This is a genomic window from Achromobacter sp. KK8, from assembly GCF_054188005.1.
Genome location: NZ_CM135178.1, coordinates 4,462,160 through 4,487,707, shown reverse-complemented (window position 1 = coordinate 4,487,707; position 25,548 = coordinate 4,462,160). Strand labels below are relative to the sequence as shown.

Sequence of the window (25,548 nt, the reverse complement as noted above, 5' to 3'; positions counted from 1 at the left end):
CCGCGGCCAGCCCGCGCCTGCGGACTGGCCTATTTCTGTGGCGCCACCGTCTCCGGGGCCACCGAGGCGGGCGCGCTGCGCTCGGCCGGCGACACCGGCGGGGGTTCGCCCTGTCGGGCAGGCGGCGCCGCCGCGTCCGGACGTGCCGCCGGATCCCGCTTGAGCGCGCGCGCCAGCGCAAGCTGGTCTGCCAGCACCGGCTGATGGCGCAGTGCGAAGTCACGCACCTGGGCATCGGCGCTTTGCTCGGCCGCGGTGCGATACAGACGCTCGCTCTTCTCATGGGCCAGCAGCGCTACCTGCTCGATATACAGGCTGTCGAACGCTTCTCCGGTCTTGCCGGCCATTGCTTCCAGCGCGCGCTGATCGCCGGGTTCCGCCTTGGCCGGCAGCGTGATCCGCTTCGCTCGCGCCAGTTGCCGCAGGCCGGCATCCCGTTCCTGGTAGCTCGAGCGCATCTTCTCGGCGAAGGCCCGCACTTCGGTGCTGGCCGCGCGTTCGCTGGCCAGGCGCGCCGCCTGCAGCTGAAAGGCATCGGCGGCCGCGGCCGCCTGCAGGAAGTGGCTATCCGCCGGCGACAACTGCGCGGCGCGGGCAGCCAGGGGCGCGGCCAGCAGCACGAACAGGCAAGCGGCAAGCAGCGCTTGCAGCAGGGTTCTGTGATTCATCTGCGTCTCCTTGCCGCCATCGGCGGCTCACGGCGCCACCGACGGCGCCTCGACATGGCGCGGCGGCTTCAGGGGATCGAAGTCCTGCCACTTGCCATCCTGCCAGCGGCCCTGGGCGCGTTCGATATCGTGCCCTCCCGCCTCGCGCAGTACCCGCCGCGCCAGGGCTTCGCGCTCCGGCGACACGGGCAACGCCAGCATCACCCCGGCCTGTCGCGGGGCCGGATGCGCCTCGGCGGGTTCGGGCGCAGTCCTTGCCGGGCGCCGGCGGTTCTTGCCCGCCACCCGCAACGCGCCGGCCAGGGCGCCGATATAGGCTCCCGCGCCGGCCGCCACGATCACCACCAGCGTCGCGGCGCCCGACCACAGGGCCACCAGGCCGCCGGCCAACGCCAGTAGCAACCCCAGCACCGCGGCGCCCGCCAGCGCGCCCAGGTGCGCGCCGCGGGCATCCGGATCCGCGACGCGGTCCCCGCCCAGCGGGAAGCGCGCATGCTCGCCCGCCGTGTTGATGTAGAACGTGTGCAGCTCGTCCTCGGAGAATCCTTCGAGACGCAGGCGCTGCGCCGCCTCGGTCGCCTCGTCGAACGTCTGGAAGCGCGCGGCAACAATCAGGGACATGGCAATCTCCTATCGGCTCGGGCCCGTCGTGGGCCATGCCCTGCCGGCAGCAATTGGCATGCCCGGCTGGGTGCGCGGCACGCCGCTTGCTGCATCGCCACCGGGGAAAGCGTGGTGGTTGCCGGCCGCGGTTGCGGCGCGCAAGCCATCCCGCGCCGCGACGCGGCACCACCGCCGGCGGCGCATGACCCGCATGCCGCTGGCATCGGAGTGCGACATGCAAACCTATGGCGACGACGACGATCTCGCTTTTGCCACGAACGGCGACAACGTTGCCGGCAGCGCCCGCGACCGCCACGGCCTGCGGCCGCTGGACTGGACCGCCCTGGTCACGCTGGTGGCCGGCGGGTTGAACTGCGGCCTGATCGCGGCCGTCAACCTGGATGTGTTCGCGCGCATGCTGCCCTGGCCGCTGGCCGGCCGCGTGGCCTACGGCCTGGTCGGTCTGGCCGCGCTGCATTGCGTGGTGTTGCTGTTCCGGCTCGCCGCCGACGAGACCTGAAGGTCGACGGTGAGCGCGGCCCTGCCCGCGCCGCGCTCACCGCCCCGCGCCGGGCTTGCGGGTGCCGGGATACTGGCCGCCCTCTTCATACTCGGCCCCCTTCGGATGGGGATGCTTGTCCGCGCGGCGAGGAGCCGCCGGCGTATCGCGCCCGGGTTGGTCCGCCCCGAACTGGCCGCTGCGGTGAGCCGCCGCCGTGTCGTCCTGCGGCGTGTTGGCTTTGCCGGCGTCGACCTCCCTGGAATGGCGCGCGGCGCCCGTCGCGTCATCCTGGTCGCGGCGGCTGCTCGGCTGGGCGGTGGTGGCTTTGCTCATGGCTATCTCCCGATGTCGCGGATGCCGCGGACGGCACCCTGTCGGGCACTTGCGCTGCAAGTGGCGTGCCTGGGCGGCGGCGGGCACGCCACTTGCTCACCCGCGCACGGCGGCCCATTTTGCGGCCTGCCCTATTCCCATCCGAAGGAGCCATCCATGAATCTGTCCAAGATCCGCCTGTCCCTGACGCTCATCCCGGCCGCGGCGCTGGGCCTGTCCGCGCTGGCCCTGCCGGCGGCCGCGCAGACTGCCTCGGGCGCCTCCTCCGCCGTGCGCAGCAACGAACAGATCGACAATCAATACAAGATGGACAAGAAACAGTGCGACGCGATGAAGGGCAATCAGAAGGACATCTGCGAGCAGCAGGCGCAGGCCACTCGCGACAAGGCCAGGGCCGACGCCAAGGCCGGCAAGGAAAAGGCCGAAGCCAATCATGACGCGGCCAAGGCGCGCAACGAGGCCGACTACAAGGTCGGCAAGGAAAAATGCGATGCGATGTCCGGCAATGCCAAGGACACCTGCCTGGCCGACCTGAAGACCCGCCACGGCAAGTGACGGGAAGCGGCGGGATACGAGGCGGAAGGCGGCCTCAGCGCGCGCCTTCCGCCGGCGCCTCGCCGGGCAGCGTGTAGCCCGCCGCCGCATACTCCTCGAGCCGGTTGTAGAGCGTCTTCGGGCTGATGCCCAGCACGGCCGCCGCCTGCTTCTTGACGCCCTTGCAGCGCTCGAGCGTGGCCAGGATCAGGCGACGGTCCGCTTCCGCCAACGTCTCCCCGACCGGCACGCTGACCTGCCCGCCAGCCACGTCGCCGCTGGGCGACACCTGCGGCGCCAGCAGGTCGGCATCGAGTTCGTCGCCTTCCGCCATGATGAAGGCGCGGCGCACGAAGTTCTTCAATTCGCGCACGTTGCCGGGCCATTCGTACTGCGACAGCGCCGCCGCGGCACGCGCCGAAAACGCCTTGGAGCGGCCGGTCTCCTCGTTCTGCGCCTGCAGGAAGCGATCGGCCAGCAGCAGGATGTCCTCGCCGCGCTCGCGCAGCGGCGGCAGTTCCAGGGGGAATACGTTCAGGCGGTAATACAGGTCCTCGCGCAGCTTGCCTTCCTGTACCGCCTGTTCGGGGTTGCGATTGGTGGCGGCGACGATGCGGATATCGCAACCGATTTCGCGGTTGGTGCCGACCCGCATGAACTGGCCGGTTTCAAGCACCCGCAACAGCTTGACCTGCAGGTCGAGCGGCATCTCCGTGACTTCGTCCAGAAACAGCGTGCCGCCATCGGCGCGCTCGAAATACCCCTTGTGCTGGCGGTCCGCGCCGGTGAAGCTGCCGCGCTCGTGGCCGAACATCTCGCTTTCGATCAGGTGCGGCGAAATCGCGCCGCAGTTGACCGCGATGAACGGCCGCTGGCGCCGCGTGCTCAATTCGTGGATGGCATGGGCGGCCAGTTCCTTGCCCGTGCCGCTCTCGCCGACCAGCAACACCGTGACGCCGGTGGGCGCGACCCGGCCGATCTGGCGATACAGCTCGCGCATCGGCGCCGAGCTGCCGTACATCTTGCCGAAACGGCCGGGCGCCTCGAACGGCGTGCCCGGCAGTTCGCGGCCGGTATTGGACATGATGCGCGCCAGGATGCCGTTCAGCCGCTCCATGCAGATCGGCTTGACGAGATAGTCGGTGGCGCCGAGCCGCAGGGCCTGGACCGCGTTGTCGACGGTGCCGTGCCCCGTCATCACCACGACCTCGGCGCTGGCCACCGCCACATTCTTGAAGATGTCCATGCCGCTGCCGCCAGGCAGGCGCACGTCGGTCAGCACCAGATCGGGCGCCTGGCGCTCGAGCTGGATCAGCGCGTCCTTGACACTGGCGGCCAGCGCCACCGTGAACCCGCTGTCGCGACCGAGTTCGGCCAGGGTTTCACGAATGGCATCGTCGTCATCGACGATCAGCAGGTGTGGCATGGCGTCTCCTGTAACCTGGGGCCCGGGCAATGGCGCCTGGCGCCGCTGCGGCCACGTTCGAGCATAGCGAAGCTGCGGCGGCGTGACGTAAATATTCGATACGATCCACTAAAGTTTTCGATTACTTGCAACTGGTCGCATCGCTGGCGCGTAGCGCCCACTACCATGGATGGCATCATGAACGTTTCCGGCCTGTCCCCCGTGATGCAGAAGCTGGCCACTCAGGTACGCCTGGCGGCCGAAACCGACGCCAGCGTCTTCATCGTCGGTGAAAGCGGCGCCGGCAAGGAAGTGGTGGCGCGCGCCATCCACGAAGCCAGCGAGCGCCGCGACCATCCCTTCATCGCCGTCAACTGCGGCGCCATCAGCGGTTCGCTGGCGCATGCCGAATTGTTCGGCCACGAAAAAGGCAGTTTCACCGGCGCCGTGGCGCAGAACGCCGGCTACTTCGAATCGGCCAGTGGCGGCACCCTGTTCCTGGATGAAGTGACCGAAATGCCGCCCGACATGCAGGTGCATTTCCTGCGCGTCCTGGAAACCGGCACTTACCAGCGCGTGGGCGGCACCGACCTGCTGCGGGCCAATGCGCGCATCCTGTGCGCGAGCAATCGCGATCCGGCGGCCTCGGTGGCCGACGGCCGCCTGCGGCAGGACTTCCTGCATCGGCTACTGGTGATCCCCCTGCGCGTGCCCCCGCTGCGCGAGCGCGATGGCGACGCGGTGACGCTGGCGCGACACTTTCTCAATGAACTGAACGCCCGCCACGGCACCAGCAAGACATTTTCGCCACGGATGCTGCAGGCCATCGGCCGGCACGAATGGCCGGGCAATGTGCGCGAACTGCGCAACGCCGTGCAGCGCGCCTACATCCTGTGCGACGAGGAACTGGACGCGGAATTGCCGCGCGCGCGCGCCGCGCCCCACGCCGAGTTCAAGGACGGCGCCCTGAGCTTCCCGGTGGGCACCGCCCTGGGCAACGCGCAGCGCGACTTCATTCTCGCCACCCTGGCCCATCACGGCGGCGACAAACGCCTGACCGCCGAAACCCTGGGTGTCAGCCTGAAGACGCTCTACAACCGCCTGGAGGTCTACGAAAAGGATGTCGGCGGCGGCGCCTGAGCGGCGTACCGGCGCCCGCGGCGGCACCGACGAGATCACTCCGTCCCCCGCCAGGGCGCAATATTTACCGTCTTGTTGTAAACCCGGCCGGCGCCGCAGGCGCCGCAAGCCGCGCTCCCGCCCGCTGGGCGGCTTGGCATGATTATTGCATCGTTCCAGGAATGCGCCGCCCTTCCGGCGGCCCGCGTTGCAGGAGAGTTTCTTGGGACACCCGATGCAAGAATTGCGCCTGCGCCAGCAGATGACGCTGGCTCCCCGGTTGCAGCAGTCCGTCAAGCTGCTGCAGATGTCGGCGCTCGAATTCACCACCGCCGTCGAGTTGGCACTGGCGAGCAATCCGTTTCTGGAGGAAGTCGAGGAGCAAGTGCCGGACCCGGCGCAGGACGCCACTGAACCGACCGCGCCACCCGTCGGCGATCCGTCCGAACCCGAAACACCAGCGGGCGAGACCACGCAGGTCACTCTGGAACCTGCCGCCACCACGCCCGAATACGCGGGCGACTATCCCGTTCCTTCCCGTGGCGACGGCGAAGACCACGACCTCAGCCAGTGGGCCAGCGCGCCCGTGTCGATGCGCGAAAAGCTGTCGCTGGAGCTGGGCAACTACCGGCTCGGACCGCGCGACCGGTTGCTGGCCGAATTCATCATCGATGCGCTCGACGAGGACGGCTATCTGCGCACGCCGACCGCGAACCTATGCAATGCCCTGAGCGCCGATTTCACCCCCCCGCCGGATGACAGCGAATGGCTGGCGGCGCTGCGCCTGGTGCAGCAACTGGATGTGCCGGGCCTGGCCGCGCGCGATCTGCCGGAGTGCCTGGCGCTGCAACTGGAAGCCGCGCCCGGCATCGACGCGTCGCTGCGCAGACTGGCGCTGGATATCGTGCGCGGGCAGATCGACCGGCTCGCCAAGAACGACGTCGCCGGCTTGCGGCGGGCGCTGAACTGCTCCGACGACGCGTTGCGCGAGGCCTGCGCGCTCATCCGCAATCTGGACCCCAAGCCGGGTCGCCGCTATGACGGGCAGGCGCCGGTCTATGTGGTGCCGGACGTGTTCGTCGACAAATGGCGCTCGCGCTGGCGCGTCGTGCCCAACCGCAGCGCGATGCCGCAGGCCCGCCTGCACCAGGTCTATGCCGACCTGTTCCGGCGGGCCCGGCTGGACGACCGCAGCCCCATGGCGCAGGAGCTGCAGGAGGCCCGCTGGCTGGTGCGCAATGTGGAGCAGCGCTACACCACCATACAGCGAGTCGCCGAGGCCATCGTCAAGCGTCAGCAGACCTTCTTTGAATACGGGGAAGTGGCGCTGCGACCATTGATGCTGAAAGAAGTTGCGGATGACCTCGACATGCATGAATCCACGGTGTCACGCGCCACGGTCAGCAAGTACATGGTGACGCCCCGCGGCGTCTTCGAGTTCCGCCATTTCTTCTCGCGTGAGCTGGCCACCGACTCGGGCGGGACCTGCTCGGCCGCCGCGGTGCGCGCGCTGATCAAGGAACTGATCGAGGCCGAAGACCCCGCCATGCCCTTGTCCGACGTCGCCCTGGCCCAGCAACTGGCCGCCAATGGCATCGTCCTGGCACGCCGCACCGTGTCGAAGTATCGTGGCCAATTGCGCCTTCCTCCCGCTGAATTGCGACGCGCCCATTGACCGTCTTGTCGTGTTGAAACGCCACGCGGGGAGCGATCAGGATCGCTCCCCGCGTGGCGTCCAGGGCCGACACGGCCCGCGCGCCCCGGGGGACGCGCGGGCCGCCGCCACATCTACTTGCTGCCGCCGGTGTTGGGATAGCCCGGAGGCGGCGTGGCGCCGGCCGCTGGGGTGCGCGGCACATTGTCATTGGCCTCGCTATTGCGGTTCGGCATTTCGCCGCTGCGCTTGTCCGAGGACGGCGTGGTACCCCGCTTGTCCACATTGGGCGGCATGCTCTGCGTGCTCGGCGTGGCGTTCGGCGCCGGGGCGGCCTGGCCCGGCGGCACCGGCCGGTTCGGTTGCACGGCGGTGCCGTCATTCGGGGTGGTGGATGGCGCCGTGGGGCTGGCGGATTGCGCCCAGGCGGCGGAGCCGCCCAGACTGGCGGCCACGACGACGGCATAGGTCAACGCACGGATTTTCATGGGTTCACTCCTTGGTCAGGTTGCCCTGTTCCTATAGCAATCCCCATTCCCGTGGCCCGGCGCCCGCGGGCGGCGTTGCGCCAGCGGCAATTTTTACCGCCGCTTGAAACCTCGTCATGCCCCCGCACATGCAACCCGGTCATCCCGTCGGCAGGCGCCTGCCATCGGTATGCGCGCCGGAGGATTCCAGCATGCGTTGCACCCGTTGCGCCAGCGCATCCAGCGCGAACGGCTTGACGATCAGCTCCATGCCGGTGTCAAGGAAGCCCGAGCCCCGCGCGGCGCTTTCCGCATAGCCGGTCATCAGCAGCACTTTCAGGCCCGGATGCGTGGCGCGCGCGGCGTCGGCCAGTTGGCGGCCATTCAGGCCGGGCAGCCCCACGTCGGAGATCAACAGGTCGATATCGGCATTGGCGCGCAGCCGTTCCAGGCCCGTGTCGCCGTCTTCCGCCGCCAATACCCGCATGCCGAGCTCGGCCAGGCATTCGCAGACCATTTCGCGCACATTGGCCTCGTCCTCCACCACCATGACCACCGCCTGGCGCGCTCCGCCGGCCAGGGGGCCGGCCGTGGGCGCCGACGCGGCCGGCGCGATCGTGACGCCTTCGAAGCGCGGCAGGAAAATGCTGACCGAGGTGCCGGCGCCCACCTCGCTTTCCAGCGTCACGATGCCCCCCGCCTGCTTGGCGAAGCCGTAGATCATCGACAGGCCCAGGCCCGTGCCCTGCCCCAGCGGCTTGGTGGTGAAGAAGGGATCGAAGGCATGCGCCAGCACGTCCGGCGTCATGCCGCAGCCGACGTCGGTCACCCGCAGCTCGACGAACGCCCCGGGCGGTATGCCCGGATAGGGCAGCAGGAAGCTTTCGTCCAGCTGTGTGTTCGAGCCCGACACCGTCAGCGTGCCGCCGTCAGGCATCGCGTCGCAGGCGTTGATCACCAGGTTCAGCACCGCGCTCTCGAACTGGTTGCGATCGCAGCGCACCGGCCACAGGCCGGGTTCCAGGTCGAAAACCAGTGACACGGCCTCGCCGGTATAGCGATGGAACAGGTCCACCATCGATTGCAGCGTGGCGGCCACCGCGAACGGCTGGGGATCGATCGGCTGGCGCCGCGAAAACGCCAGCAGGCGCTGGGTCAGATGGGCCGCGCGGTTGGCCGAGTCCATCGCCACGCCGACAAACCGCGTCGCCTGCTCCGGCGTGCCCGCCGTCAGCTTGCGCTGGATCAGATAGAGCGCGCCGGTGATTCCCTGCAGCATGTTATTGAAATCATGCGCAATGCCGCCGGTGAGCCGGCCCACCGCCTCCATCTTCTGCGCCTGGCGCAACGCATTCTCGGTTTCCAACAGCGTCTTGGCCTGCAATTTCAGGTCCGTGTCGTCACGGCCCGCCATGTACAGACTGTCCTGCGCCCATGACATGCTCCAGGTGATCCAGGCGTAGCTGCCGTCGCGCTTGAGGATGCGATTCTCCAGGTGCCGCACTCCCTGCGATGCCGGCGCGTGCCGGGCCTGCGCCAGCGCCGCGCGCGTGGCTTCGTAGTCGTCCGGATGGATCTGCTGGCGCAATCCCATCGCCAGGAATTGCTCCGGGGTCCACCCCAGGATCGATCGCACCGCGGGATTCACGCTGGCATAGCGTCCCTGGCTGTCGATCACCGCGAGCAATTCCGGCGACAGGCGCCAGATGCGATCGCGTTCGGCGATGGCATGCTCGACCCGCTGCTCCAGCATGCGAGCGTACTGCGACCGCTCGACCGCGCCGCAGAGGCGCTCGGCCACCTCCTCGATGCAGGTGATATCGCCGCGCCGCAGATGGGCGCCGGGCGCCGGCCGGGCCACCAGCGCGCCGCCCTGGCGCCCCCAGCGGCCCATCGGCACCACGATGGCGGACGGCACGATATCTCCATCGGCCTGCGCCAGCAACGGCTCCATGAAAGCGGTGCGCCCGCCGCGCAGCGCCTCGCACAAGCGCTCGTCCAGGAGCGTGGGGTCCGCGCCCGCCTGCATCGCGTCACCGGCCGCCCCCGGCCGCCATTGGGTCGAGAGCACCGGTTCGGCCCCCTCCCCCGGCCAGTCCACCACCGCCACCAGGCCAAGCGCAAGGTGCTGGCCCAGACTTTCGCAGGCAAGCTGCTCGATCGCGGACTGCTGCTGCAGTTCGCGCATGCGGTCGCCCAGCCCCAGCATGAAATTCTTGCGGTGCTGGCCTTCCCACAACTCCGCCTCGGCTGCCTTGCGCGCGGTGACATCCAGGAACAGCGCCATCATCTGGTTATCGCCCTGGCGCCGCGCGCGCGCCTCGTACCAGGCCTGGCGCGGCGCCGGCACGGCGAACTCGAACTGCGCGGGCACACCACTTTCGACCACCTGCGCAAACGTGTCCAGGATCTGGTCCGGCACGCCGGGTATCATCTCGCGCAACGTATGGCCGAGCGTATCGCCCTCCTTCATGCCGCTTTGGCGCTCGAATGCCGGGTTGACCTCGATAAAACGGAAATCGACGATACGCCCTTGCGCGTCGCGCAGCGCCTCGCTCAGGAAGAACGCCTCCTGCATGCCTTCGAACATGGCGCGCCAGCGCTCGCCGCTGCGGCGCAGCGCGGTCTCGGTCACGTGTCGTTCGATCGCCAGCGCGGCGCTGCGCGTGATCACGGCGATGGCGTCGATATCGTCGGCCGTGGGAGAGCGCGGCGCCATGTAGTAGTTCGAAAACACGCCGAGCAGATGCCCATCCGCCGCCTTGATGGGCGTGGACCAGCACGCCCTCAGCCCGTGCGCCAGCGCCAGCGAGCGCCACCGCGCCCAGGCAGGGTCGGTGGCAATGTCCTCGACGTACACCGGACAGCCGCAATGCGCGGCCGCGCCCCACGAGGCCATCTGCGGCCCGATCGGCGCCGGATCGATCGCGGCATTGAACGCCGCCGGCAGGCTGGGCGCGGCGCCATGGCGCAGGAACGCGCCGGTTTCGTCGACCAGCGCGATCGAGGCGCGCAGTTCGACACTGGATTGGGCCTCGATGGCGTGCAGCATGTGCCCCAGCACCTCGGCCAGCGGCACGCCGGCGGCAATGCGTTGCAGCATGACGCGCTCGTCCTCGAGCCGCGCGAGCGTGTCGGTCCAGGGATGGGGTACGCGGTCTCGCTGGGTCAGCATGGAATCTCCTGCAGGGTTTCCAGACTGTATTGCGAGCGCGCCGCAACAGCCGCAACCCTAGGTAACGCGGCATTACGGCGATATGGCGCGACCCAGGAGGCTCAGCGCGGCGATTCGGCGCTTTCGCGCGCCAGCCCCAGCGCCGTCAGCGCCTCGGGCTTGTCGACCAGCACGCATTGCTTGCCGGTGCGGGTGCAGTGGTCCTTCACGCGCCAATAGGCGCCGTGGCTGACGCAACCTGTCTGGCAGATGACAAGGTCCGCCGCCACCAGGCTGGCTTCGAGGGTGTCGCCATTGGTGCTTTCACCGCCGCAATGGCCCAGGTAGCGCCCGCCAGCCATTTCCACCACCTTTCGCGTCAGCATCAGGGCCATGGCATCCTCGCCCACGCACAGCACGGATTTTTCGCGCAGCGTGGCCGCGGCGATGACCGCGGCAGGCACCGTCGGCTCCGCCGCGGAATCGAGCGGATGGGCGCGCGCCTGGGCGGCACGGTCCTGCCAGGCCAGGCGCTCGCGCATCAGGTTCTGCACCCGCTCCATCAATTGCGCCACGCGCCGCGCCAGCGCCACGCGCCGGGGCAGCCCGGGGATCGCGCCCTCGAGCGCGGCGCGATCTTCCCGCGCCCAGGCGAGCGCCGTATCGCGCTGGATCACCGCCGCGCGCAGCTTGAAGACCTCGGCCTCCAGGCATTGGATGCGCTGCGCCTGGGCGCTCAGCAGGCGACTGCAGCGCGCCTGGGCCTGGCCATAGGCGACGAGCAAGGCCGCGTGTTCGCGGTGCAGCGAATTGGGCGCCTGGAAAGCTAGGGTCATCGGAGGCCTCTCGGAATGGCGGGCAACATGGCATCCGCGTGGGCGGCGCCGTCGACATGCGAGGCATTATAAATGAGAATGCGTCTGTTTACCGATATAGCGATATCCCCCGCCCTGCTGCGGGAAATCCATTACTGACGGCCCCGGACCGCTTAAATATGATCAACGGACCATACCGGCACACAAGCCCGCGGCACGCAAGCCCGCCGGCTTGATCAGACGCCCCTCCAGGACGCTCGCGCCTTGTCTGTTCCCGGCCGCGGCCGCCTGGCCGCGGACTCAATGAAGTGAGGGGCACCCGATGCCGAGATCCGCCGAACTTCTGCGCGACATCCACGAAACCAATCTCATGTATCTGCTGCTGTTGCAGCGGATGGCGCGCACCGGCAACCTGCCGGCGCTGGCGGGCATGCAGATGTCGGTCCAGGCCTGCCAGTGGCTGGCCGCCCTGGGGCCGCAAGACCTGGCCCGCCTGTCCCGATGCAGCGTGGTGCTCGCCCAGTTGAGCCTCGAACCGCACCTGTTGCTGGCGGCCCTCAGCCAGGGCATGGACGCGACGCTGGCGGCTGAGGCGCCCCCTCTGCGGACGCCGGCCTGACAGCCGCGCCGGCCGCGGCATCCCCGGACGGAATCCGGACACCGCGCCTGCCGTACCGAAACTGCGAAGACCGGCCGCGTCAGGCCGCATGGCACACCACGCACAGCTTGTTGCCGTCGGGGTCGCGGAAATAGGCGCCGTAGTAATTCGCGTGGTACTCAGGCCGCAGGCCCGGCGGCCCTTCGCAGCGCCCGCCGTGCGCCAGCGCCAGTGCGTGGCAACGATCCACGGTGGCGCGGTCTTCAGCCAGGAACGCTGTCATCTGCCCATTGCCCGGCGCGGCCGGCGCGCCATCGTAGGCCGTGCCGATCACCAGTAACGGGCGGCCGCCGCCGGCCGGCTGCCAGCCTGCCCACGGCCGCTCGCGCTCGAGAAAGCGCGGCGAGAGCCCGAGCGCCTGCGTGAGGACGGAATAGAAAGCATGGGCACGATCGAAATCGTTGACGCCAAGGCAAACATGCGAAAACATGCGCGGTCTCCAGGATGGGGGGCATGCGATTATGACGCGCTCCCCCCGACCGCGGGCGCTTGCGGCAGACGCGCCGTGCGCCAGTACAGCGCCGCGCTGATGAGCAATGCCAACGCCAGCAGGCCGCCGGCCATCGCGGCCACGCCCGGCCAACGGCCATCGGTCCAGAAATGTCCGCCCAGCGAACCCAGCACACTGGAGCCGACGTAATACACCAGCAGGTACAGCGAAGCCGCCAAGGCCTTGTAGCCGCGCGACATCTGGCCGACCCAACCGCTGGCCACCGCATGCGCGGCGAAGAATCCGAAGGTGAACACCACGATGCCCGCGATCAGCAGCGGCAAGGCATCCGACAGGGTCAGCAGCAGGCCCGCCAGCGCCAGGCCGGTCGCGGCCGCTAGCATGGCGCCGCGTCCATGGCGATCGGCCAGGCGGCCGAAATAGGTGGAAGCGAAAATGCCGACCAGGTACACCACGAAAATGAAGCCGATGAACGTCTGGCTCAGCGAAAACGGCGGCGCCAGCAGGCGGAAGCCGACATAGTTGTAAACCGTGACGAACGCGCCCATCAACAGGCCGCCCATGGCGAACAGGCCGCACAGCGGGCCGTTGCGCAGATGCGCGCCGATGCCGGCTCGCACGTCGCCGGCCACGCCGGCCCAGCCGCGCGGGCGCCGCGGCGTGAAGCGCCGCGAGGCCGGCAGCAGCCAGATGAACAGCACGGCCGCCACCACGCCCAGCAGCCCCAGCGTGCCCAGGGCCGCGCGCCATCCGAAATGATCCGACACCAGGCCGGTGATGACGCGGCCGGAGAGCCCGCCGAAGGCGCTGCCGCTGATGTACAGCCCCATCGCGAAGCCCAGCGTGTCGGGTTCGACTTCCTCGGCCAGGTAGGCCATGGCCACCGCCGGCACCCCGCCCATCGCCACGCCTTGCAGGGCGCGCAACGCCAGCAGGCTGTGCCAGTCGGGCGCGATCGCCGCCGCCGTGCCCAGGATGGCCGAGGCCAGCAGCGACAGCGCCATGATCCGCTTGCGCGGCAACGCCTGGGAAAACAGGCCGACCAGGAAGATGGCGATGGCCAGCAGGCCGGTACAGAGCGACAGCACCAGGCTGCTCTCGGCCGGGGACACGCCAAAGGCCTGCGTGAACAGCGGCATCAGCGGCTGCACGCAATACAGCAGCGAAAAGGTCGAAAAACCGGCCGCGAACAGCGCCCATTGGGCGCGCCGCAGGGCCGGCATGCCGCGCGCCAGGTAATCGGGCTGCGGCGCGGGGGACGCGGCGCCAGGGGTGGAGGCGGAAGCGGCGGAAGCAGTGGACATCGGGATTCTCGAAAAACACCGGGCAACGGCCCGTGCGATCAAAGTAGACTTTTCCCCTGCATATGTCCAATATATGAAACCGGCACTCGCTATATTTAATAACGATGGAACTGAGACACCTGCGCTATTTCACCGTGGTCGCCGACGAGCTGCACTTCACCCGCGCCGCCGCGCGGCTGGGTATCGGCCAGCCGCCGCTGAGCCAGCAGATCCAGCAACTGGAGCGCGAGATCGGCACGCCGCTGTTCCTGCGCCTGCCGCGCGGCGTCGAACTGACCGAGGCCGGCGCCCAATTCCTGGAAGACGCGCGCGCCATCCTGGCCAGCGCCGACCGCGCCATCGACACGGCGCGCCGCCTCGGACGGGGCGAGCATGGCGCCATCACCGTCGGATTCACGGCCTCGGCCGTGTTCCATCCCTATCTGCCGCGCGCCATCCGGGCGTTCCGCGACCGCTATCCCGACGTGCGCATCAGCCTCACGGAAAGCAACACCATCAGCCTGCTGCGCGGCCTGCGCGAGAATGCCGTGGACGTGGCATTCGTGCGGCCGCCCTACGTGCTTGACCCGGAGTTCGAATCCGAGCGCGTGCTGGACGAACCGATGTTGATCGCCCTGCCTCCCGGCCATCCGCTCAGCCGCAAGCGCAGCGTGCCCATCGCCGCCCTCGCGGACCAGGATTTCGTGCTCTATCCGCGCCCGATCGGCGCCGGCCTGTACGATGCCATCCAGGGCGCCTGCCTGCGCGCCGGCTTCACGCCCCGCGTGATCCAGGAGGCGCCGCAGATGGCGTCCATCGTCAGCCTGGTGGCGGCGGGCGTGGGCATCTCGATCGTGCCGGCGGCCATGCGCCACATGGGCGCGCAAGGCATCGAGTACCGGCCGATCAAGGGCGATGCGCCGCATGCCTTGCTGGACATGGCCTACCGCCGCCACGACCGCTCCATCGCCGCGCGCAACGCGGTCCAGATGCTGCGGGGGCTGGCCCACCCGGAACACGCGGCGCCAGCGTGAAACCCGCCCGGTATCGCCTTGTCGCCTTTGTCACCTCCTGTAAACCCCGGCGGCGCGGCGCCCTGTAAATTGTCGCGCTATCGCCGCAGCGGCCCCCTGGCGGGGCCCGGCCGGCGCAACCCGCCCATAGGTGCACACGTGCAACGTACTCTCCTGGCTGTGGCCCTTGCCACGCTTCCCGGTCTGGCCGCGGCGGCCGGACTGGCCTCCTCCATCGGCGCCGTCACGGTCTACCAGGACCGCGCCGTGGTCACCCGCGCCGCCAGCAGCGACCTGCCGGCCGGCGAGCACGAGCTGGTGCTGGAAAAGCTGCCGGCCAGCCTGCAGGAAAACTCGCTGCAGGTGTCCGCCAAGAGCACCGGCCAGGCCACCCTGCTGGACGTGCGGGTGCGCGACGCCTTCCAGGCCGATACGCCCAACGACCGCGTCAAGCAGCTGGAAGATCAGATCCGCAAGATCGAGGGCCAGCAGGCCGCGCTCGACGACGAGGCGGCGGTGCTGGAGAACCAGCGCGAACTGGTGGCGATGATGCAACGGGGCGCCACCGAACCGGCCAAGGAGGGTCCGCGTCCGACCCTGGATGAACTGAAGGCGATCCAGTCGCTCAGCGCCGACACGCTCAACCGCGTGCTGGCCGGCCTGCGTCGTGTCGCCGAGCAACGCGAAGACCTGGAACGCCAGTTGTCCGCCGCCCAAGGCGAATTGGGCCAGCTGCAGGGCCAGCTCAACCGCCGCACCAAGACCGTCACGCTACGCGTCAACCTGGCGCGCGCCGGCAAGCTCGACCTGAACGTCTCCTACGCAGTCGCCGGGGCCCGGTGGACACCCGCCTACGACGCGCGCCTGCGCCCCGCCGACCGCAGCGTCGACCTGGGTTATTTCGGCGTCATCCGGCAGAACACCGGCGAGGACTGGAACAACGTCAAGCTGACGCTGTCGACCGCGCGGCCAGCCCTGGGCGGCGGCGCGCCCAAGCTGAATCCGTGGATCATCGATGTGGCGGCGCCGCCGCAACCTGTCAGGCCGATGCCGGCGACGGCCCCCGCGCCGGTCGCGCGCAACGAATCTCGCGCGCGCATGAGCGCCAAGGCCAGTGCCGAGATGGCGGCCGACGAGGCGGCGTATGCGCTGGAAGACGTCAAGGACTCGACCGCCGCGGTACAGTCGGAGGCCACCAGCGCGTCGTTCCAGATCCGCGCCCCGGCCACGCTGCCGTCGGACAACAGCGTGCAGCGCGTCGCCATCACCACCGCCAAGCTGCCCGCCACGCTGCAATACCAATCCACGCCGGCGCTGCGCGAGGCGGCCTTCCTGACCGCCCTGGCCAGCAACGGCACCGACTACCCGTTCCTGGCGGGCACGCTCAACACCTTCCTGGATGACGCCTTCGTCGCCGCCTCTTCCATGAAGACGGTGATGCCGGGCGAGAAACTCGAACTGGCGCTGGGCGCCGACGACGGCATCTCGATCAAGCGCCAGCTGGTCAATCGCTTCACCGAAAGCACCGGTTTTTCCGGCAACGGCAAGCGCGTGACCTACGAGTACAAGATCACCGTCAAGAACAACAAGGCCACCAAGGAACAGGTCACCTTCAAGGATCACCTGCCGATCTCGCGCAACGAGAAGATCGAAGTCAAGCTGCTGTCGCCCGCCGAGCGCGACATCAAGCGCGAGGACGACGGCGTGCTGGTCTGGAACTGGGAAATGGAACCGGGCAAGTCGCGCGACGTGGTGTTCAAGTTCTCGGTCGATCACCCGGGCGACATCGACGTGGCCGGACTCTGAGGACCGACCGTCTTCGCGGCTGCCGCCGGGGCGCTCATCGCCGGCGGCAGAACGCGATGAAATCGTCCGGCGGCAGCGGCACCGAAATCCCATAGCCCTGCGCCACCTTGCAACCGAGTTCGCGCAGCAACTGGATGTCGCGCTCCTGCTCGACCCCTTCGGCCACCACCCGGCGCCCCAGGACGCGCCCCATTTCGATGGCGGCCGCCACCACCGCGCGCGACGCCGGCTCGCGGTGCATGTGGACGATGAAATCGCGGTCGATCTTCAGTTCCGTGAACGGCATGGCCGAAAACAGCCGCATCGACGCAATGCCGGCGCCAAAGTCGTCCATCGCCAGCTCGAAGCCGCGCACACGCAACAGGTTCAGCGCCGACGACAGCGTCAACCAGTCGGTGACCGGCTCGTCCTCGGTAAGCTCCACCTTGACCAGGCGGGTCGGCAGGCCGGCCTGCGTCACGCGCGTTTCCAACGCGTCCGGCAGGCCGGGCGCGCACAGCGTCGAGGCCGATGCGTTGATCGCGATCGGCACCGCGATTCCCTCCGCGTGCATCGCCACCTGCACCTCGACCACGCAATCGGCAACGCGGTTGAACAGGGTCTGGTCCAGCCCCAGCCGGTGCGCGGCCGGCACGAAGTCAACGGCGGGAATGGCGCCCAACGATGGATGGGTCCAGCGCGACAGCGCTTCGGCCGCGACGGCGCGACCGCTGTCCAGGTCGACCTGCGGCTGCAGCACCACGCTCATGCCCTCGCCCGAACTCAGCGCATGGCCCAGTTCGGCCTCGATTTCATCGCGCCGCACGGCCGTCTGGCGCGGCGAAGCCGTCGTGCCGTGTTCGATGCTGTGCAGGGCCATTTTGACGGCATGCTGCATGGCGTTGCGCGAGACCGGCTTGGACAGCGCCAGCGACGACGGGCAGCCGCCCTGCAGCGCCAGCCGCACGTGCGACTGCAGCAGTTCGTCCGACAGGCTGCTGATCCAGATGATGGGCGGCATGCTCTTGAGCCGGCCTCCGTCGACCAGCTGGCGCAACTCGGTCGGCAGGCGCGTGCCGTCACCTTCGCCCATGACGATGTCGCTGATCACCACGTCGTAGGCCTGGCGCGCCAGCGCGCTGACGGCTTCGGTGCTGCTGCCCACGCCCGCGACCCGGCGATAGCCCAGCGCCAGCAGCATATTCTGCAGATAGGCCCGCTCCACGGGGTGGTCTTCCACCAGAAGGATCCGTCGGTTGGCACCGGCGTCGGTCTTGGGCATCGCGCACGTCCTCGGGATGTCGGCATGTCCCTCCATGCTACGGCATCTTCCGCGACTGTAGCGCCGGCGACGACGGGCTAGGTCCTATTGCGCCCCCGCGGCCGCCGATCGGCCTAGACCGTGGGGGACATAGCCCGGACGGACGAAGCCCGCCGGTGCGATAATGACGCTCTTTTCCGCATCTATGGCACGGAGCTTCCCTTGACCCGCATTGACGATCCCCTGCACGACCGCGAGGTCGGCACGGCCGACGCCACCCAGGACAACACCCGCACGGACGACACCCGCATCAGCGCCGTGCGGCCGTTGATTTCGCCCGCCCTGCTGCAGGACGAACTGCCGGTTTCGGCCGAGATCCAGACGCTGGTCGAAGACAGCCGCGCCCGCATCGCCGACGTGCTTCACGGCCGCGACGACCGCCTGGTGCTGGTGGTCGGCCCCTGCTCCATCCACGACCACGCCCAGGCCATGGAATACGCGCGCCAGCTGCGCGCCGCCGCCGACCAGTATCGCGATGACCTGCTGGTCGTCATGCGCGTGTACTTCGAAAAGCCGCGCACCACCGTCGGCTGGAAGGGCTACATCAACGACCCGCGCCTGGATGGCAGCTTCCGCATCAACGAAGGCCTGCGCCGTGCCCGCGAGCTGCTGCTGGACATCAGCGGCCTGGGCCTGCCGATCGCCACCGAATTCCTCGACCTGCTCAGCCCGCAATACATCGCCGACCTGATCGCCTGGGGCGCCATCGGCGCGCGCACCACCGAAAGTCCCAGCCATCGCCAGCTCAGCTCCGGCCTGAGCTGCCCGCTGGGGTTCAAGAACGGCACCGACGGCGGCGTGCAGATCGCGGCCGACGCCATCGTCGCCGCCAGCGCCAAGCATGCCTTCATGGGCATGACCAAGATGGGCATGGCCGCCATCTTCGAAACCCGCGGCAACGTGGACACCCACGTGATCCTGCGCGGCGGCAAGCAAGGCCCGAACTACGATGCGGCCAGCGTCGACGCCTGTTGCGCCGTGCTGCGCGCCGCCGGCCAACGCGAACAGGTCATGATCGATTGCTCGCACGCCAATTCCAACAAGTCGCACCTGCGCCAGGTCGACGTGGCGCGCGACATCGCCGCCCAGCTCAGCCGCGGCGATCGCCGCATCACCGGCGTGATGATCGAAAGCCACCTCGAGGAAGGCCGCCAGGATCTCAAGCCGGGCCAGCCGTTGCGCCATGGCGTGTCGATCACCGACGCCTGCCTGGGCTGGGCCCAGACGCTGCCGGTGCTGGACCTGCTGGCGCAAGCGGTGCGCGAGCGCCGCGCCCACGCCTGAACCGGCGCCGCCTCAGCGGTTCAAGGCGTAAGGCGCCGGGTCCATGTCCGGCGCCTGCCCCGTCACCAGGCAGGCCAGCAGCTTGCCGGTCACCGGCCCCAGCGTGAAGCCATGGTGCGCATGGCCGAACGCCAGCCACAATCCCGGATGGCGCGGCGCCGGGCCGATCACCGGCCGCATGTCCGGCATGCACGGCCGGCATCCCATCCAGGGCGTCTTCTCCACCGCGGCGCCCAGCGGCAGCAGTTGCGCCGCCAGCGCCCGGGTACGCGCCACCTGTACCGGCGTCGGCGCCGCGTCGCGCGGTGCGAACTCGGCCCCGGTGGTCAGGCGCAGGCCCAGCGTCATGGGTGATACCACGAAGCCACTGTCGATATCGGCCACCGGCCGCGACAGCGCGGCGCCGTTCTCCAGCGCGAAATGCTGGTGATAGCCGCGCTTGACCGCCATCGGTATGCGATATCCCAGCGGTCGCAATACATCGGGCGACCAGGGACCCAGGGCCACCACCACGTCGCGCGCCTCCAGCGGCCCCGTCACCCCACGCACCCGCCAGCCGCCGGACACCGACTCCAGCGTGCGCGCATCCCCCCGCGCCAGTGTGCCGCCGCGTTGCTGGAACAAGGCCGCGTAGCCGCGCGCCACCGCTCCCGGGTCCGATACATTGACCGGATCGCGCCAATGGATCGCCCCCACCAGGCGCGACGACAATGACGGTTCCAGCGCCGCCAGCCCCTGGCGGTCCAGCACCGCGTAATCCAATCCGTAGGCCGCCAGCGCGGCGGCCTCGGCGACCGCGCCATCAAGGCTGGCCTGGGTCCGCATGCCGTCGATCCAGCCATTGCGGCGGAACAGCCGGCCGATGCCGGCCGCGTCCTTGAGCGCATCGTGCTCGGCCACGCTGCGCTCGATCAGCGGCAGCATGGCGGCGGCCGCCCGCGCCAGCCGGGACGGCGCGGAATGCCACCAGTAGCGCAGCAGCCAGGGCGCGATGCGCGGCAGGAAGCGCGCATGGTAGCGGACGTCGGGCCGACGGTTGCCGGCATAGCGCAACAGGCTGCGCCAGTCGCGCGGAAAGGCATAGGGAATGACGCTGGCGCGTTCGATCAGCCCGGCATTGCCGTAGCTGGTTTCCTCGCCCGGACCTCGCCGGTCCAGCAGGGTCACCGCGCGGCCGCGCGCCTGCAGATGCAGCGCCGCGCTCACGCCGACGATACCCGCGCCCAGGACTACCACGTCTGTTTTCATGCGCGGCATTCTGCGCCGCCGCGAGGGGTTCGGCAAGCCTCGACCGCGGGCGTAGAATCATCCGTCGCCCCGGGGAGGCCTGCCACGACGGTCCGCGCCCGACCCCGACGCGCTCACGGAGCCACGCCATGCCCGCCCCCGCTTCCCTTCAACCGGTCACGCTCGACGGCCAGATCGTGCGTCTGGAACCCCTGACGCTGGACCACGCGGGTCCGCTCGCGCAAGTCGGCCTCGATCCGGAGCTGTGGCGGCTGCAGCCCGAACCGGTGGCTTCGGCCGCGGACATGCGCCGCTATGTCGAACGCGCCCTGGCGGGCCAGGCGGCGGGCGCCTGCCTGCCGTTCGCCATCGTCCGCCGCGCCGACGGCCAGGTCATCGGCACGACCCGGTACATGGATATCGCGCTGCCGCACAGGCGCCTGGAGATCGGCGCCACCTGGCTGACACCCGCCAGCCAGCGCAGCGGCGCCAACACCGAAGCGAAATATCTTTTATTGCAGCACGCCTTTGAAACAATTGGTATCATACGCGTCGTATTCAAGACGGAGGCGGCCAATGTGCAATCGCGGCAAGCCATCCTGCGCATCGGCGGCGTCGAGGAAGGCGTGTTTCGCAAGCACCTGATCGCGCAGTCCGGACGCACCCGCGACATGGTCTATTTCGCCATCCTCGACGACGATTGGCCGGCCGCCAAAGCGCGCCTGCTGGCGCGCCTGCGGCGCGCGCCCTGAACGTCGCGGCGCTCGCTCTTTGTGGTTTCATCATGGCCGGCACTCAAGTTCCCGCGACTCGAGGCCGTTAACGCAGTACCGCGGGACGGGTTCTGCCCCTCCCCGCCCTTCTCAAGTCAGGTATGGATCGTTCTCCCCTCGCCCCGCCCGCGTCGCTCGGGCACAATCGCCGCAGCATCTTCATCTACACCGAAGAGCAACGGGGCAACCAGTTGGTCGAGTCGCCGGTCATCGGCATGCTGTCGGACGTCTCGGGTTCGGACAAGCTCGTCGTCGTGCGCGACCCGTTCAGCGGCATCAAATTCATCTACCGCGTCGACCACGAAAGCAACAACCTCGACGCGGCGGCCATTACTGAGCAGGACGAGTCTGCTTTCGATGGCAAGAACGCGGTGCAGATCAACTCCATGTCCTACAAACTGGGAACCGCGGAAAATGCGATGAAGCTGCTGCGCGGCAAGACCCAATGGATCCAGGACAAGGGCGCGGTGCTGTCGGTCCTGCTGCAGAATGCGGCCGCGCGCAAGACGCGATTCGCTCCGCCCCGCATCGAACGCGACCGCGTGCGCCGCGTGCCGCAGGGCGTGCCGGTCGAATACCTGGCGGACCCGCGAACGGGCGCCGAGTGATGGCGCCCTGGCGGTGAACAACTTCCAGCCGCTGTTTTTTATCCACAGTTTCTGTGGATAAAAAAGTCGCCCGCGCACGGCTGCTGGCCGTTCCCGCCACGCGGCAGGGGCTGCGCATTTTTTGATCAGCCCCATTTCCTCGGCCGGGCCGGCCGCGTCGGGCGCGTTGCATCGCAATATGCGGCGCCGCCGCAACGGCGATAATGATATTCTCCGCGAAGCGCCTCGAGGGGACCACACCGGTTGGCGTGCCTTCCGGTCCGGCGCCCGCGCCCGGCGGACTCACCCACACCAATAAGAAGCCGTAGCATGAAAGGAGCGGAAAGCGTGTTTGCCCTTGGAGCGCCTCGAGCACAACCGCTAGCTTGTCCGGCGCCGTGACCATCATCATCGTCGACGATCACGGGGACTGGCGCGACACCATCGCCGAATTCATCCACGACCTCGGCCTGGGCGAAGCCATCCTCACCGCCGGATCGCTGGCCGAGCTGGACCAGTTGCTGCTGAGCGTCACGCCAGGCATCCTGGTGCTGGACGCCATGCTGCCGGACGGCGATGGCCTGGCGCGGGTGTCGCACTTGCGCACCACCTATCCGTCAATGGGCATCATCATGCTGACCGGCCGCCTGCTGAGCGAAGACAAGGTGTCGGGATTGAGCCTGGGCGCCGACCATTACCTCACCAAGCCCGTCAACCTGGCCGAACTGGGCGCGACGCTGGTGTCGCTGTCGCGACGCCTGCGGGTGGTGCCGGCCGTCGACCCCGAAGCCCCCTCCGCCGAGATCTGGCGCTTCGACCCGGCGCGCCGCATGCTGGTGTCGCCCAAGCGCGTCCACGTCGACATCACCGATACCGAAAGCCGCCTCATCGGCGCCTTGATCCAGGCCGCCCCGCTGCCGCTTTCGCGCGGCCGGCTGGTCGAGGCCCTGGGCGCCAGCGCCGAAGCCTACGACACGCATCGGCTCGATGCCCACATGCACCGCCTGCGCCGCAAACTGCGGGCGCAGGCGGGCGCCGACATGGGCATCCGCACGGTCTATGGCGTCGGCTACGTCTGCACCATGCCCGTGCAGATCGTTGGCAACCTCCAGTCCTGAACAACCGCCGCCATGCCACTGACCGCACGCCCTCGCCGTTCCGTCCTCTACATGCCTGGCGCCAATGCGCGCGCCCTGGACAAGGCCCGCGACCTCGACGCCGATGCGCTGATCCTCGACCTCGAGGACGCGGTCGCGCCGGACGCCAAGGCGCTTGCGCGGCAACAGGTGGTGGCCGCCCTGCGCGCCGGCGGCTACGGGCGGCGCGAATGCGTGGTCCGCATCAACGCCCTCGATACGCCGTGGGGCCTGGACGATGCACGCGCCATCGCGCGCGCCGGCGCCGACGCGGTGTTGCTGCCCAAGGTGCAATCGGCGGTCGAACTCGATGCGCTGGCGCGCGCCCTGGATGCTGCTGGCGCGCCCGCCACCTTGCCGCTGTGGGCCATGGCGGAAACGCCGCTGGGATTCCTGCGCCTCGACGCCATCGCCGGCGGCCATCCCCGCCTCGCCGCGATCGTGGTCGGCACCTCCGACCTGGTCAAGGACCTGCATGCGCGTCATACCCCGGAACGCCACGAAACCCTGCTGGCGCGCTCGCTGGCGGTGCTGGCGGCGCGGGCCCATGGCCTGGCGGTCCTCGATGGCGTGCACCTGGACCTGAACGACGACGCCGGCCTGGCCGCCGCCTGCAAGCAGGGGCGCGACCAGGGGTTCGATGGCAAGACACTGATCCACCCCAGGCAGATCGCAGCGGCCAATGCCGCCTTCGCGCCCACCGACGCCGAGCTGGCCAGCGCGCGCAGGCGATTGGAAGCCTGGCACGCGGCGCGGGCGGCGGGCCGGGGCGTGGCGGTGGTCGACGGCGCCCTGGTCGAGAACCTGCATGCGCGCGAAGCCGAACGCCTCTTGGCCCTGGCCGCCGCGATCGCCGGCCAACCGGATCCGGACTGAACACCACGCGGGGCGACGGCCTGCGCGGCCAGCTACAATAGCGGCCGCGATCGGATGGGCGCCCTGCCCCATCCGCCTGTCGCGCCTGGCGCGGCCCACCCTGCCACGCCGCCGGCGCGATTCCTCCACGGTTCCCCTTTTTGCGCCGCAGCTTGTGGCGGGAGCCTTGCCGCGCGCCCTGCGCGCCCTCCAGCCACACGATTCATGATCCGCTTCCAACAAGTTTCACTGATGCGCGGCGTCAAGCCCTTGTTCGACAAGGTCGACCTGCTGCTCAACCCCGGCGACAAGATCGGCCTGATCGGCGCCAACGGTGCCGGCAAGTCGAGCCTGTTCGGCCTGCTGCGCGGCACGCTGCACGCCGACCAGGGCGACCTCGATTATCCCGCCAGCTGGCGCATGGCCTACGTGGCGCAGGAAACGCCCGCGCTGGACCGTCCCGCCATCGAATACGCCATCGACGGCGACGTCACACTGCGCAGGCTCGAAGCCGAGCTGGCCGCGCTGGAAGCGGAGCCAGAGAGCGCCGAGAACGGCCTGCGCATGGCCGATATCTACGCCGCGCTGGCCGACGCCGATGCCTACACGGTGCACTCGCGCGCCGAGCAATTGCTGACCGGGCTGGGCTTCACGCAGGCGCAGATGCAGCTGCCGCTCACCAGCTTCTCCGGCGGCTGGCGCATGCGGCTGAACCTGGCGCAGGCGTTGATGTGCCCGTCCGACCTGCTGCTGCTGGATGAGCCCACCAACCACCTGGACCTGGACGCCATCATCTGGCTGGAAGATTGGCTCAAGCGCTATCCGGGCACCCTCATCGTCATCTCGCACGACCGCGACTTCCTGGACGGCGTGGTCAACGTCATCGTCCACATCGACGAACGCAAGCTCAAGCGCTACTCGGGCAACTACTCGTCGTTCGAGCGCCAGCGCGCGGCTCAACTGGAACTGGCGCAGGGCATGATCGAAAAGCAGATGCGCCAGCGCGCGCACCTGCAATCCTTCATCGACCGCTTCAAGGCCCAGGCCAGCAAGGCGCGCCAGGCGCAGAGCCGCATCAAGGCGCTGGCCCGCATGGAAGAAGTGGCGCCGCTGCGCGCCGCGGCCGAGTTCTCGTTCGAGTTCCGCGAGCCGCTGCGCGCGCCCAATCCGCTGTTGACGATGGACAAGGTCAGCGCCGGCTACCGCAACACCGACGAGGACAGCGGCGTCACCTCCGACAGCATCATCGTGTCGGGCATCGACTTTTCATTGCAGGCGGGCCAGCGCCTGGGCCTGCTGGGCATCAACGGCGCCGGCAAGTCGACCTTCATCAAGACCATCGCCGGCGAGTTGCAGTCGCTGGCCGGCGAGACGCAGTTCAACAAGGGCCTGTCGATCGGCTACTTCGCCCAGCACCAGGTCGAGATGCTGCGCCACGACGAATCGCCGCTGTGGCACATGACCAAGATCGCGCCCACGGTGCGCGAACAGGAACTGCGCAACTTCCTGGGCAGCTTCAATTTCAACGGCGCCATGGCCACCAGCTCGATCGCGCCCTTCTCCGGCGGCGAGAAGGCGCGCCTGGCGCTGGCGCTGATCGTCTGGCAGCGCCCCAATCTGCTGCTGCTCGATGAACCCACCAACCACCTGGACCTGGAAACCCGCGAAGCGCTGACCACCGCGCTGGCGCAGTTCGAAGGCACGCTGGTGCTGGTCTCTCACGACCGCCACCTGCTGCGCGCCACCACCGACCAGTTCATCATCGTCGCCGACGGCCGCTTCAGCCCGTTCGACGGCGACCTGGACGACTACAAGGACTGGCTCTACAAGACCAAGCTGTCGGCCAAGGCCGCCGCCTGAGCGGGCGCCGCCGCAAACACCTTCCGACAGGAGGTCCACTGGCGGGACGAACGCGTTACAA

The 25,548-nt window shown here is 69.0% G+C and carries 24 protein-coding genes; 13 read left to right on the top strand and 11 right to left on the bottom strand.

The window, feature by feature from the left end; translation table 11 throughout:
* Window positions 1-29: 29 nt before the first annotated feature.
* Together ACVN9Z_RS20840 and ACVN9Z_RS20835 are read right to left on the bottom strand one after the other, a co-directional pair.
* Window positions 30-668, bottom strand: a complete 639-nt coding sequence (locus ACVN9Z_RS20840) for a DUF4142 domain-containing protein (protein ID WP_047990744.1) — start codon at window positions 666-668, stop codon at window positions 30-32.
* Window positions 669-695: 27 nt separating this feature from the next.
* Window positions 696-1,289, bottom strand: coding sequence for a hypothetical protein (locus ACVN9Z_RS20835; protein ID WP_020927588.1), 594 nt, complete (start codon window positions 1,287-1,289; stop codon window positions 696-698).
* Between the two features lie 217 nt (window positions 1,290-1,506).
* Here ACVN9Z_RS20835 and ACVN9Z_RS20830 point away from each other — a divergent pair, with 217 nt between their 5' ends.
* Window positions 1,507-1,791 carry a DUF378 domain-containing protein gene (locus ACVN9Z_RS20830; RefSeq protein ID WP_047991594.1) on the top strand — a complete coding sequence of 95 codons (285 nt, stop codon included), beginning with the start codon at window positions 1,507-1,509 and terminating at the stop codon, window positions 1,789-1,791.
* 36 nt (window positions 1,792-1,827) lie between these two features.
* Here ACVN9Z_RS20830 and ACVN9Z_RS20825 read toward each other — a convergent pair whose 3' ends face one another.
* Window positions 1,828-2,106, bottom strand: coding sequence for a hypothetical protein (locus ACVN9Z_RS20825; protein ID WP_458212572.1), 279 nt, complete (start codon window positions 2,104-2,106; stop codon window positions 1,828-1,830).
* Window positions 2,107-2,262: 156 nt separating this feature from the next.
* Here ACVN9Z_RS20825 and ACVN9Z_RS20820 point away from each other — a divergent pair, with 156 nt between their 5' ends.
* Window positions 2,263-2,661, top strand: coding sequence for a hypothetical protein (locus ACVN9Z_RS20820; protein WP_437263332.1), 399 nt, complete (start codon window positions 2,263-2,265; stop codon window positions 2,659-2,661).
* A 34-nt stretch (window positions 2,662-2,695) separates the two neighbouring features.
* Here the strand turns inward: ACVN9Z_RS20820 and ACVN9Z_RS20815 are convergent, their stop codons facing one another.
* Window positions 2,696-4,066, bottom strand: a complete 1,371-nt coding sequence (locus ACVN9Z_RS20815; protein WP_024068794.1) for a sigma-54-dependent transcriptional regulator — start codon at window positions 4,064-4,066, stop codon at window positions 2,696-2,698.
* A 204-nt stretch (window positions 4,067-4,270) separates the two neighbouring features.
* On the opposite strand from ACVN9Z_RS20815, the gene ACVN9Z_RS20810 reads away from it, so the two are divergent.
* Both ACVN9Z_RS20810 and ACVN9Z_RS20805 read left to right on the top strand, forming a co-directional pair.
* A complete protein-coding gene (locus ACVN9Z_RS20810) occupies window positions 4,271-5,185 on the top strand; it encodes a sigma-54 interaction domain-containing protein (protein ID WP_458213519.1) in 915 nt (304 codons plus the stop codon).
* A gap of 214 nt (window positions 5,186-5,399) precedes the next feature.
* On the top strand, window positions 5,400-6,839 hold the full coding sequence (locus ACVN9Z_RS20805; protein ID WP_054484401.1) for an RNA polymerase factor sigma-54: 1,440 nt from the start codon (window positions 5,400-5,402) through the stop codon (window positions 6,837-6,839).
* A gap of 113 nt (window positions 6,840-6,952) precedes the next feature.
* Here the strand turns inward: ACVN9Z_RS20805 and ACVN9Z_RS20800 are convergent, their stop codons facing one another.
* The 3 genes from ACVN9Z_RS20800 to ACVN9Z_RS20790 all read right to left on the bottom strand — a co-directional run bounded on the left by ACVN9Z_RS20800 (window position 6,953) and on the right by ACVN9Z_RS20790 (window position 11,275).
* Window positions 6,953-7,306: a lipase chaperone gene (locus ACVN9Z_RS20800; RefSeq protein ID WP_020927581.1), complete on the bottom strand. Its 354-nt coding sequence runs from the start codon at window positions 7,304-7,306 to the stop codon at window positions 6,953-6,955.
* A gap of 139 nt (window positions 7,307-7,445) precedes the next feature.
* Entirely contained in the window at window positions 7,446-10,460 is a 3,015-nt protein-coding gene (locus ACVN9Z_RS20795) for a GAF domain-containing hybrid sensor histidine kinase/response regulator (RefSeq protein ID WP_026383481.1), read from the bottom strand.
* A gap of 101 nt (window positions 10,461-10,561) precedes the next feature.
* A complete protein-coding gene (locus ACVN9Z_RS20790) occupies window positions 10,562-11,275 on the bottom strand; it encodes a DUF2325 domain-containing protein (RefSeq protein ID WP_047990740.1) in 714 nt (237 codons plus the stop codon).
* Window positions 11,276-11,576: 301 nt separating this feature from the next.
* Between ACVN9Z_RS20790 and ACVN9Z_RS20785 the strand changes: the two genes are divergently transcribed.
* Entirely contained in the window at window positions 11,577-11,873 is a 297-nt protein-coding gene (locus tag ACVN9Z_RS20785) for a flagellar transcriptional regulator FlhD (RefSeq protein WP_054447599.1), read from the top strand.
* 79 nt (window positions 11,874-11,952) lie between these two features.
* Here ACVN9Z_RS20785 and ACVN9Z_RS20780 read toward each other — a convergent pair whose 3' ends face one another.
* Together ACVN9Z_RS20780 and ACVN9Z_RS20775 are read right to left on the bottom strand one after the other, a co-directional pair.
* Entirely contained in the window at window positions 11,953-12,342 is a 390-nt protein-coding gene (locus ACVN9Z_RS20780) for a VOC family protein (RefSeq protein WP_020927577.1), read from the bottom strand.
* A 29-nt stretch (window positions 12,343-12,371) separates the two neighbouring features.
* The gene (locus ACVN9Z_RS20775) at window positions 12,372-13,667 is read right to left on the bottom strand and encodes an MFS transporter (RefSeq protein WP_458212571.1); all 1,296 of its coding nucleotides are present in this window, start codon (window positions 13,665-13,667) and stop codon (window positions 12,372-12,374) included.
* Window positions 13,668-13,771: 104 nt separating this feature from the next.
* Between ACVN9Z_RS20775 and ACVN9Z_RS20770 the strand changes: the two genes are divergently transcribed.
* Window positions 13,772-14,680 carry a LysR family transcriptional regulator gene (locus ACVN9Z_RS20770; RefSeq protein WP_006386065.1) on the top strand — a complete coding sequence of 303 codons (909 nt, stop codon included), beginning with the start codon at window positions 13,772-13,774 and terminating at the stop codon, window positions 14,678-14,680.
* 138 nt (window positions 14,681-14,818) lie between these two features.
* Complete coding sequence (locus tag ACVN9Z_RS20765; RefSeq protein WP_458212570.1) at window positions 14,819-16,465, top strand: mucoidy inhibitor MuiA family protein; 1,647 nt, start codon at window positions 14,819-14,821, stop codon at window positions 16,463-16,465.
* 34 nt (window positions 16,466-16,499) lie between these two features.
* On the opposite strand, the gene ACVN9Z_RS20760 is transcribed toward ACVN9Z_RS20765, so the two are convergent.
* On the bottom strand, window positions 16,500-17,726 hold the full coding sequence (locus tag ACVN9Z_RS20760; protein ID WP_006386067.1) for an EAL domain-containing response regulator: 1,227 nt from the start codon (window positions 17,724-17,726) through the stop codon (window positions 16,500-16,502).
* A 201-nt stretch (window positions 17,727-17,927) separates the two neighbouring features.
* Here ACVN9Z_RS20760 and ACVN9Z_RS20755 point away from each other — a divergent pair, with 201 nt between their 5' ends.
* Window positions 17,928-19,049, top strand: coding sequence for a 3-deoxy-7-phosphoheptulonate synthase (locus ACVN9Z_RS20755; protein WP_006386068.1), 1,122 nt, complete (start codon window positions 17,928-17,930; stop codon window positions 19,047-19,049).
* A gap of 12 nt (window positions 19,050-19,061) precedes the next feature.
* Here the strand turns inward: ACVN9Z_RS20755 and ACVN9Z_RS20750 are convergent, their stop codons facing one another.
* Entirely contained in the window at window positions 19,062-20,297 is a 1,236-nt protein-coding gene (locus tag ACVN9Z_RS20750; RefSeq protein ID WP_054445017.1) for an NAD(P)/FAD-dependent oxidoreductase, read from the bottom strand.
* Between the two features lie 128 nt (window positions 20,298-20,425).
* Between ACVN9Z_RS20750 and ACVN9Z_RS20745 the strand changes: the two genes are divergently transcribed.
* The 5 genes from ACVN9Z_RS20745 to ACVN9Z_RS20725 all read left to right on the top strand — a co-directional run bounded on the left by ACVN9Z_RS20745 (window position 20,426) and on the right by ACVN9Z_RS20725 (window position 25,487).
* On the top strand, window positions 20,426-21,028 hold the full coding sequence (locus ACVN9Z_RS20745) for a GNAT family N-acetyltransferase (protein ID WP_024068785.1): 603 nt from the start codon (window positions 20,426-20,428) through the stop codon (window positions 21,026-21,028).
* Window positions 21,029-21,150: 122 nt separating this feature from the next.
* On the top strand, window positions 21,151-21,657 hold the full coding sequence (locus ACVN9Z_RS20740; RefSeq protein WP_006386071.1) for a hypothetical protein: 507 nt from the start codon (window positions 21,151-21,153) through the stop codon (window positions 21,655-21,657).
* A 377-nt stretch (window positions 21,658-22,034) separates the two neighbouring features.
* Window positions 22,035-22,754 carry a response regulator transcription factor gene (locus tag ACVN9Z_RS20735; protein ID WP_035182282.1) on the top strand — a complete coding sequence of 240 codons (720 nt, stop codon included), beginning with the start codon at window positions 22,035-22,037 and terminating at the stop codon, window positions 22,752-22,754.
* Window positions 22,755-22,766: 12 nt separating this feature from the next.
* A complete protein-coding gene (locus tag ACVN9Z_RS20730; RefSeq protein ID WP_458212569.1) occupies window positions 22,767-23,648 on the top strand; it encodes an HpcH/HpaI aldolase/citrate lyase family protein in 882 nt (293 codons plus the stop codon).
* Between the two features lie 204 nt (window positions 23,649-23,852).
* Entirely contained in the window at window positions 23,853-25,487 is a 1,635-nt protein-coding gene (locus tag ACVN9Z_RS20725; RefSeq protein WP_020927567.1) for an ATP-binding cassette domain-containing protein, read from the top strand.
* Window positions 25,488-25,548: the final 61 nt, after the last annotated feature.

Excerpts from the sequence above, each read along its gene's own strand:
- ACVN9Z_RS20730 (WP_458212569.1), top strand. The coding sequence starts at position 22,767 with ATGCCACTGACCGCACGCCCTCGCCGTTCCGTCCTCTACATGCCTGGC.
- ACVN9Z_RS20830 (WP_047991594.1), top strand. The coding sequence starts at position 1,507 with ATGCAAACCTATGGCGACGACGACGATCTCGCTTTTGCCACGAACGGC.
- ACVN9Z_RS20785 (WP_054447599.1), top strand. The coding sequence starts at position 11,577 with ATGCCGAGATCCGCCGAACTTCTGCGCGACATCCACGAAACCAATCTC.
- ACVN9Z_RS20810 (WP_458213519.1), top strand. The coding sequence starts at position 4,271 with ATGCAGAAGCTGGCCACTCAGGTACGCCTGGCGGCCGAAACCGACGCC.
- ACVN9Z_RS20750 (WP_054445017.1), bottom strand. The coding sequence starts at position 20,297 with ATGAAAACAGACGTGGTAGTCCTGGGCGCGGGTATCGTCGGCGTGAGC.
- ACVN9Z_RS20775 (WP_458212571.1), bottom strand. The coding sequence starts at position 13,667 with ATGTCCACTGCTTCCGCCGCTTCCGCCTCCACCCCTGGCGCCGCGTCC.
- ACVN9Z_RS20745 (WP_024068785.1), top strand. The coding sequence starts at position 20,426 with ATGCCCGCCCCCGCTTCCCTTCAACCGGTCACGCTCGACGGCCAGATC.
- ACVN9Z_RS20770 (WP_006386065.1), top strand. The coding sequence starts at position 13,772 with ATGGAACTGAGACACCTGCGCTATTTCACCGTGGTCGCCGACGAGCTG.
- ACVN9Z_RS20820 (WP_437263332.1), top strand. The coding sequence starts at position 2,263 with ATGAATCTGTCCAAGATCCGCCTGTCCCTGACGCTCATCCCGGCCGCG.
- ACVN9Z_RS20800 (WP_020927581.1), bottom strand. The coding sequence starts at position 7,306 with ATGAAAATCCGTGCGTTGACCTATGCCGTCGTCGTGGCCGCCAGTCTG.
- ACVN9Z_RS20795 (WP_026383481.1), bottom strand. The coding sequence starts at position 10,460 with ATGCTGACCCAGCGAGACCGCGTACCCCATCCCTGGACCGACACGCTC.
- ACVN9Z_RS20825 (WP_458212572.1), bottom strand. The coding sequence starts at position 2,106 with ATGAGCAAAGCCACCACCGCCCAGCCGAGCAGCCGCCGCGACCAGGAT.
- ACVN9Z_RS20725 (WP_020927567.1), top strand. The coding sequence starts at position 23,853 with ATGATCCGCTTCCAACAAGTTTCACTGATGCGCGGCGTCAAGCCCTTG.
- ACVN9Z_RS20815 (WP_024068794.1), bottom strand. The coding sequence starts at position 4,066 with ATGCCACACCTGCTGATCGTCGATGACGACGATGCCATTCGTGAAACC.
- ACVN9Z_RS20790 (WP_047990740.1), bottom strand. The coding sequence starts at position 11,275 with ATGACCCTAGCTTTCCAGGCGCCCAATTCGCTGCACCGCGAACACGCG.
- ACVN9Z_RS20805 (WP_054484401.1), top strand. The coding sequence starts at position 5,400 with ATGCAAGAATTGCGCCTGCGCCAGCAGATGACGCTGGCTCCCCGGTTG.
- ACVN9Z_RS20840 (WP_047990744.1), bottom strand. The coding sequence starts at position 668 with ATGAATCACAGAACCCTGCTGCAAGCGCTGCTTGCCGCTTGCCTGTTC.
- ACVN9Z_RS20760 (WP_006386067.1), bottom strand. The coding sequence starts at position 17,726 with ATGCCCAAGACCGACGCCGGTGCCAACCGACGGATCCTTCTGGTGGAA.
- ACVN9Z_RS20780 (WP_020927577.1), bottom strand. The coding sequence starts at position 12,342 with ATGTTTTCGCATGTTTGCCTTGGCGTCAACGATTTCGATCGTGCCCAT.
- ACVN9Z_RS20740 (WP_006386071.1), top strand. The coding sequence starts at position 21,151 with ATGGATCGTTCTCCCCTCGCCCCGCCCGCGTCGCTCGGGCACAATCGC.
- ACVN9Z_RS20835 (WP_020927588.1), bottom strand. The coding sequence starts at position 1,289 with ATGTCCCTGATTGTTGCCGCGCGCTTCCAGACGTTCGACGAGGCGACC.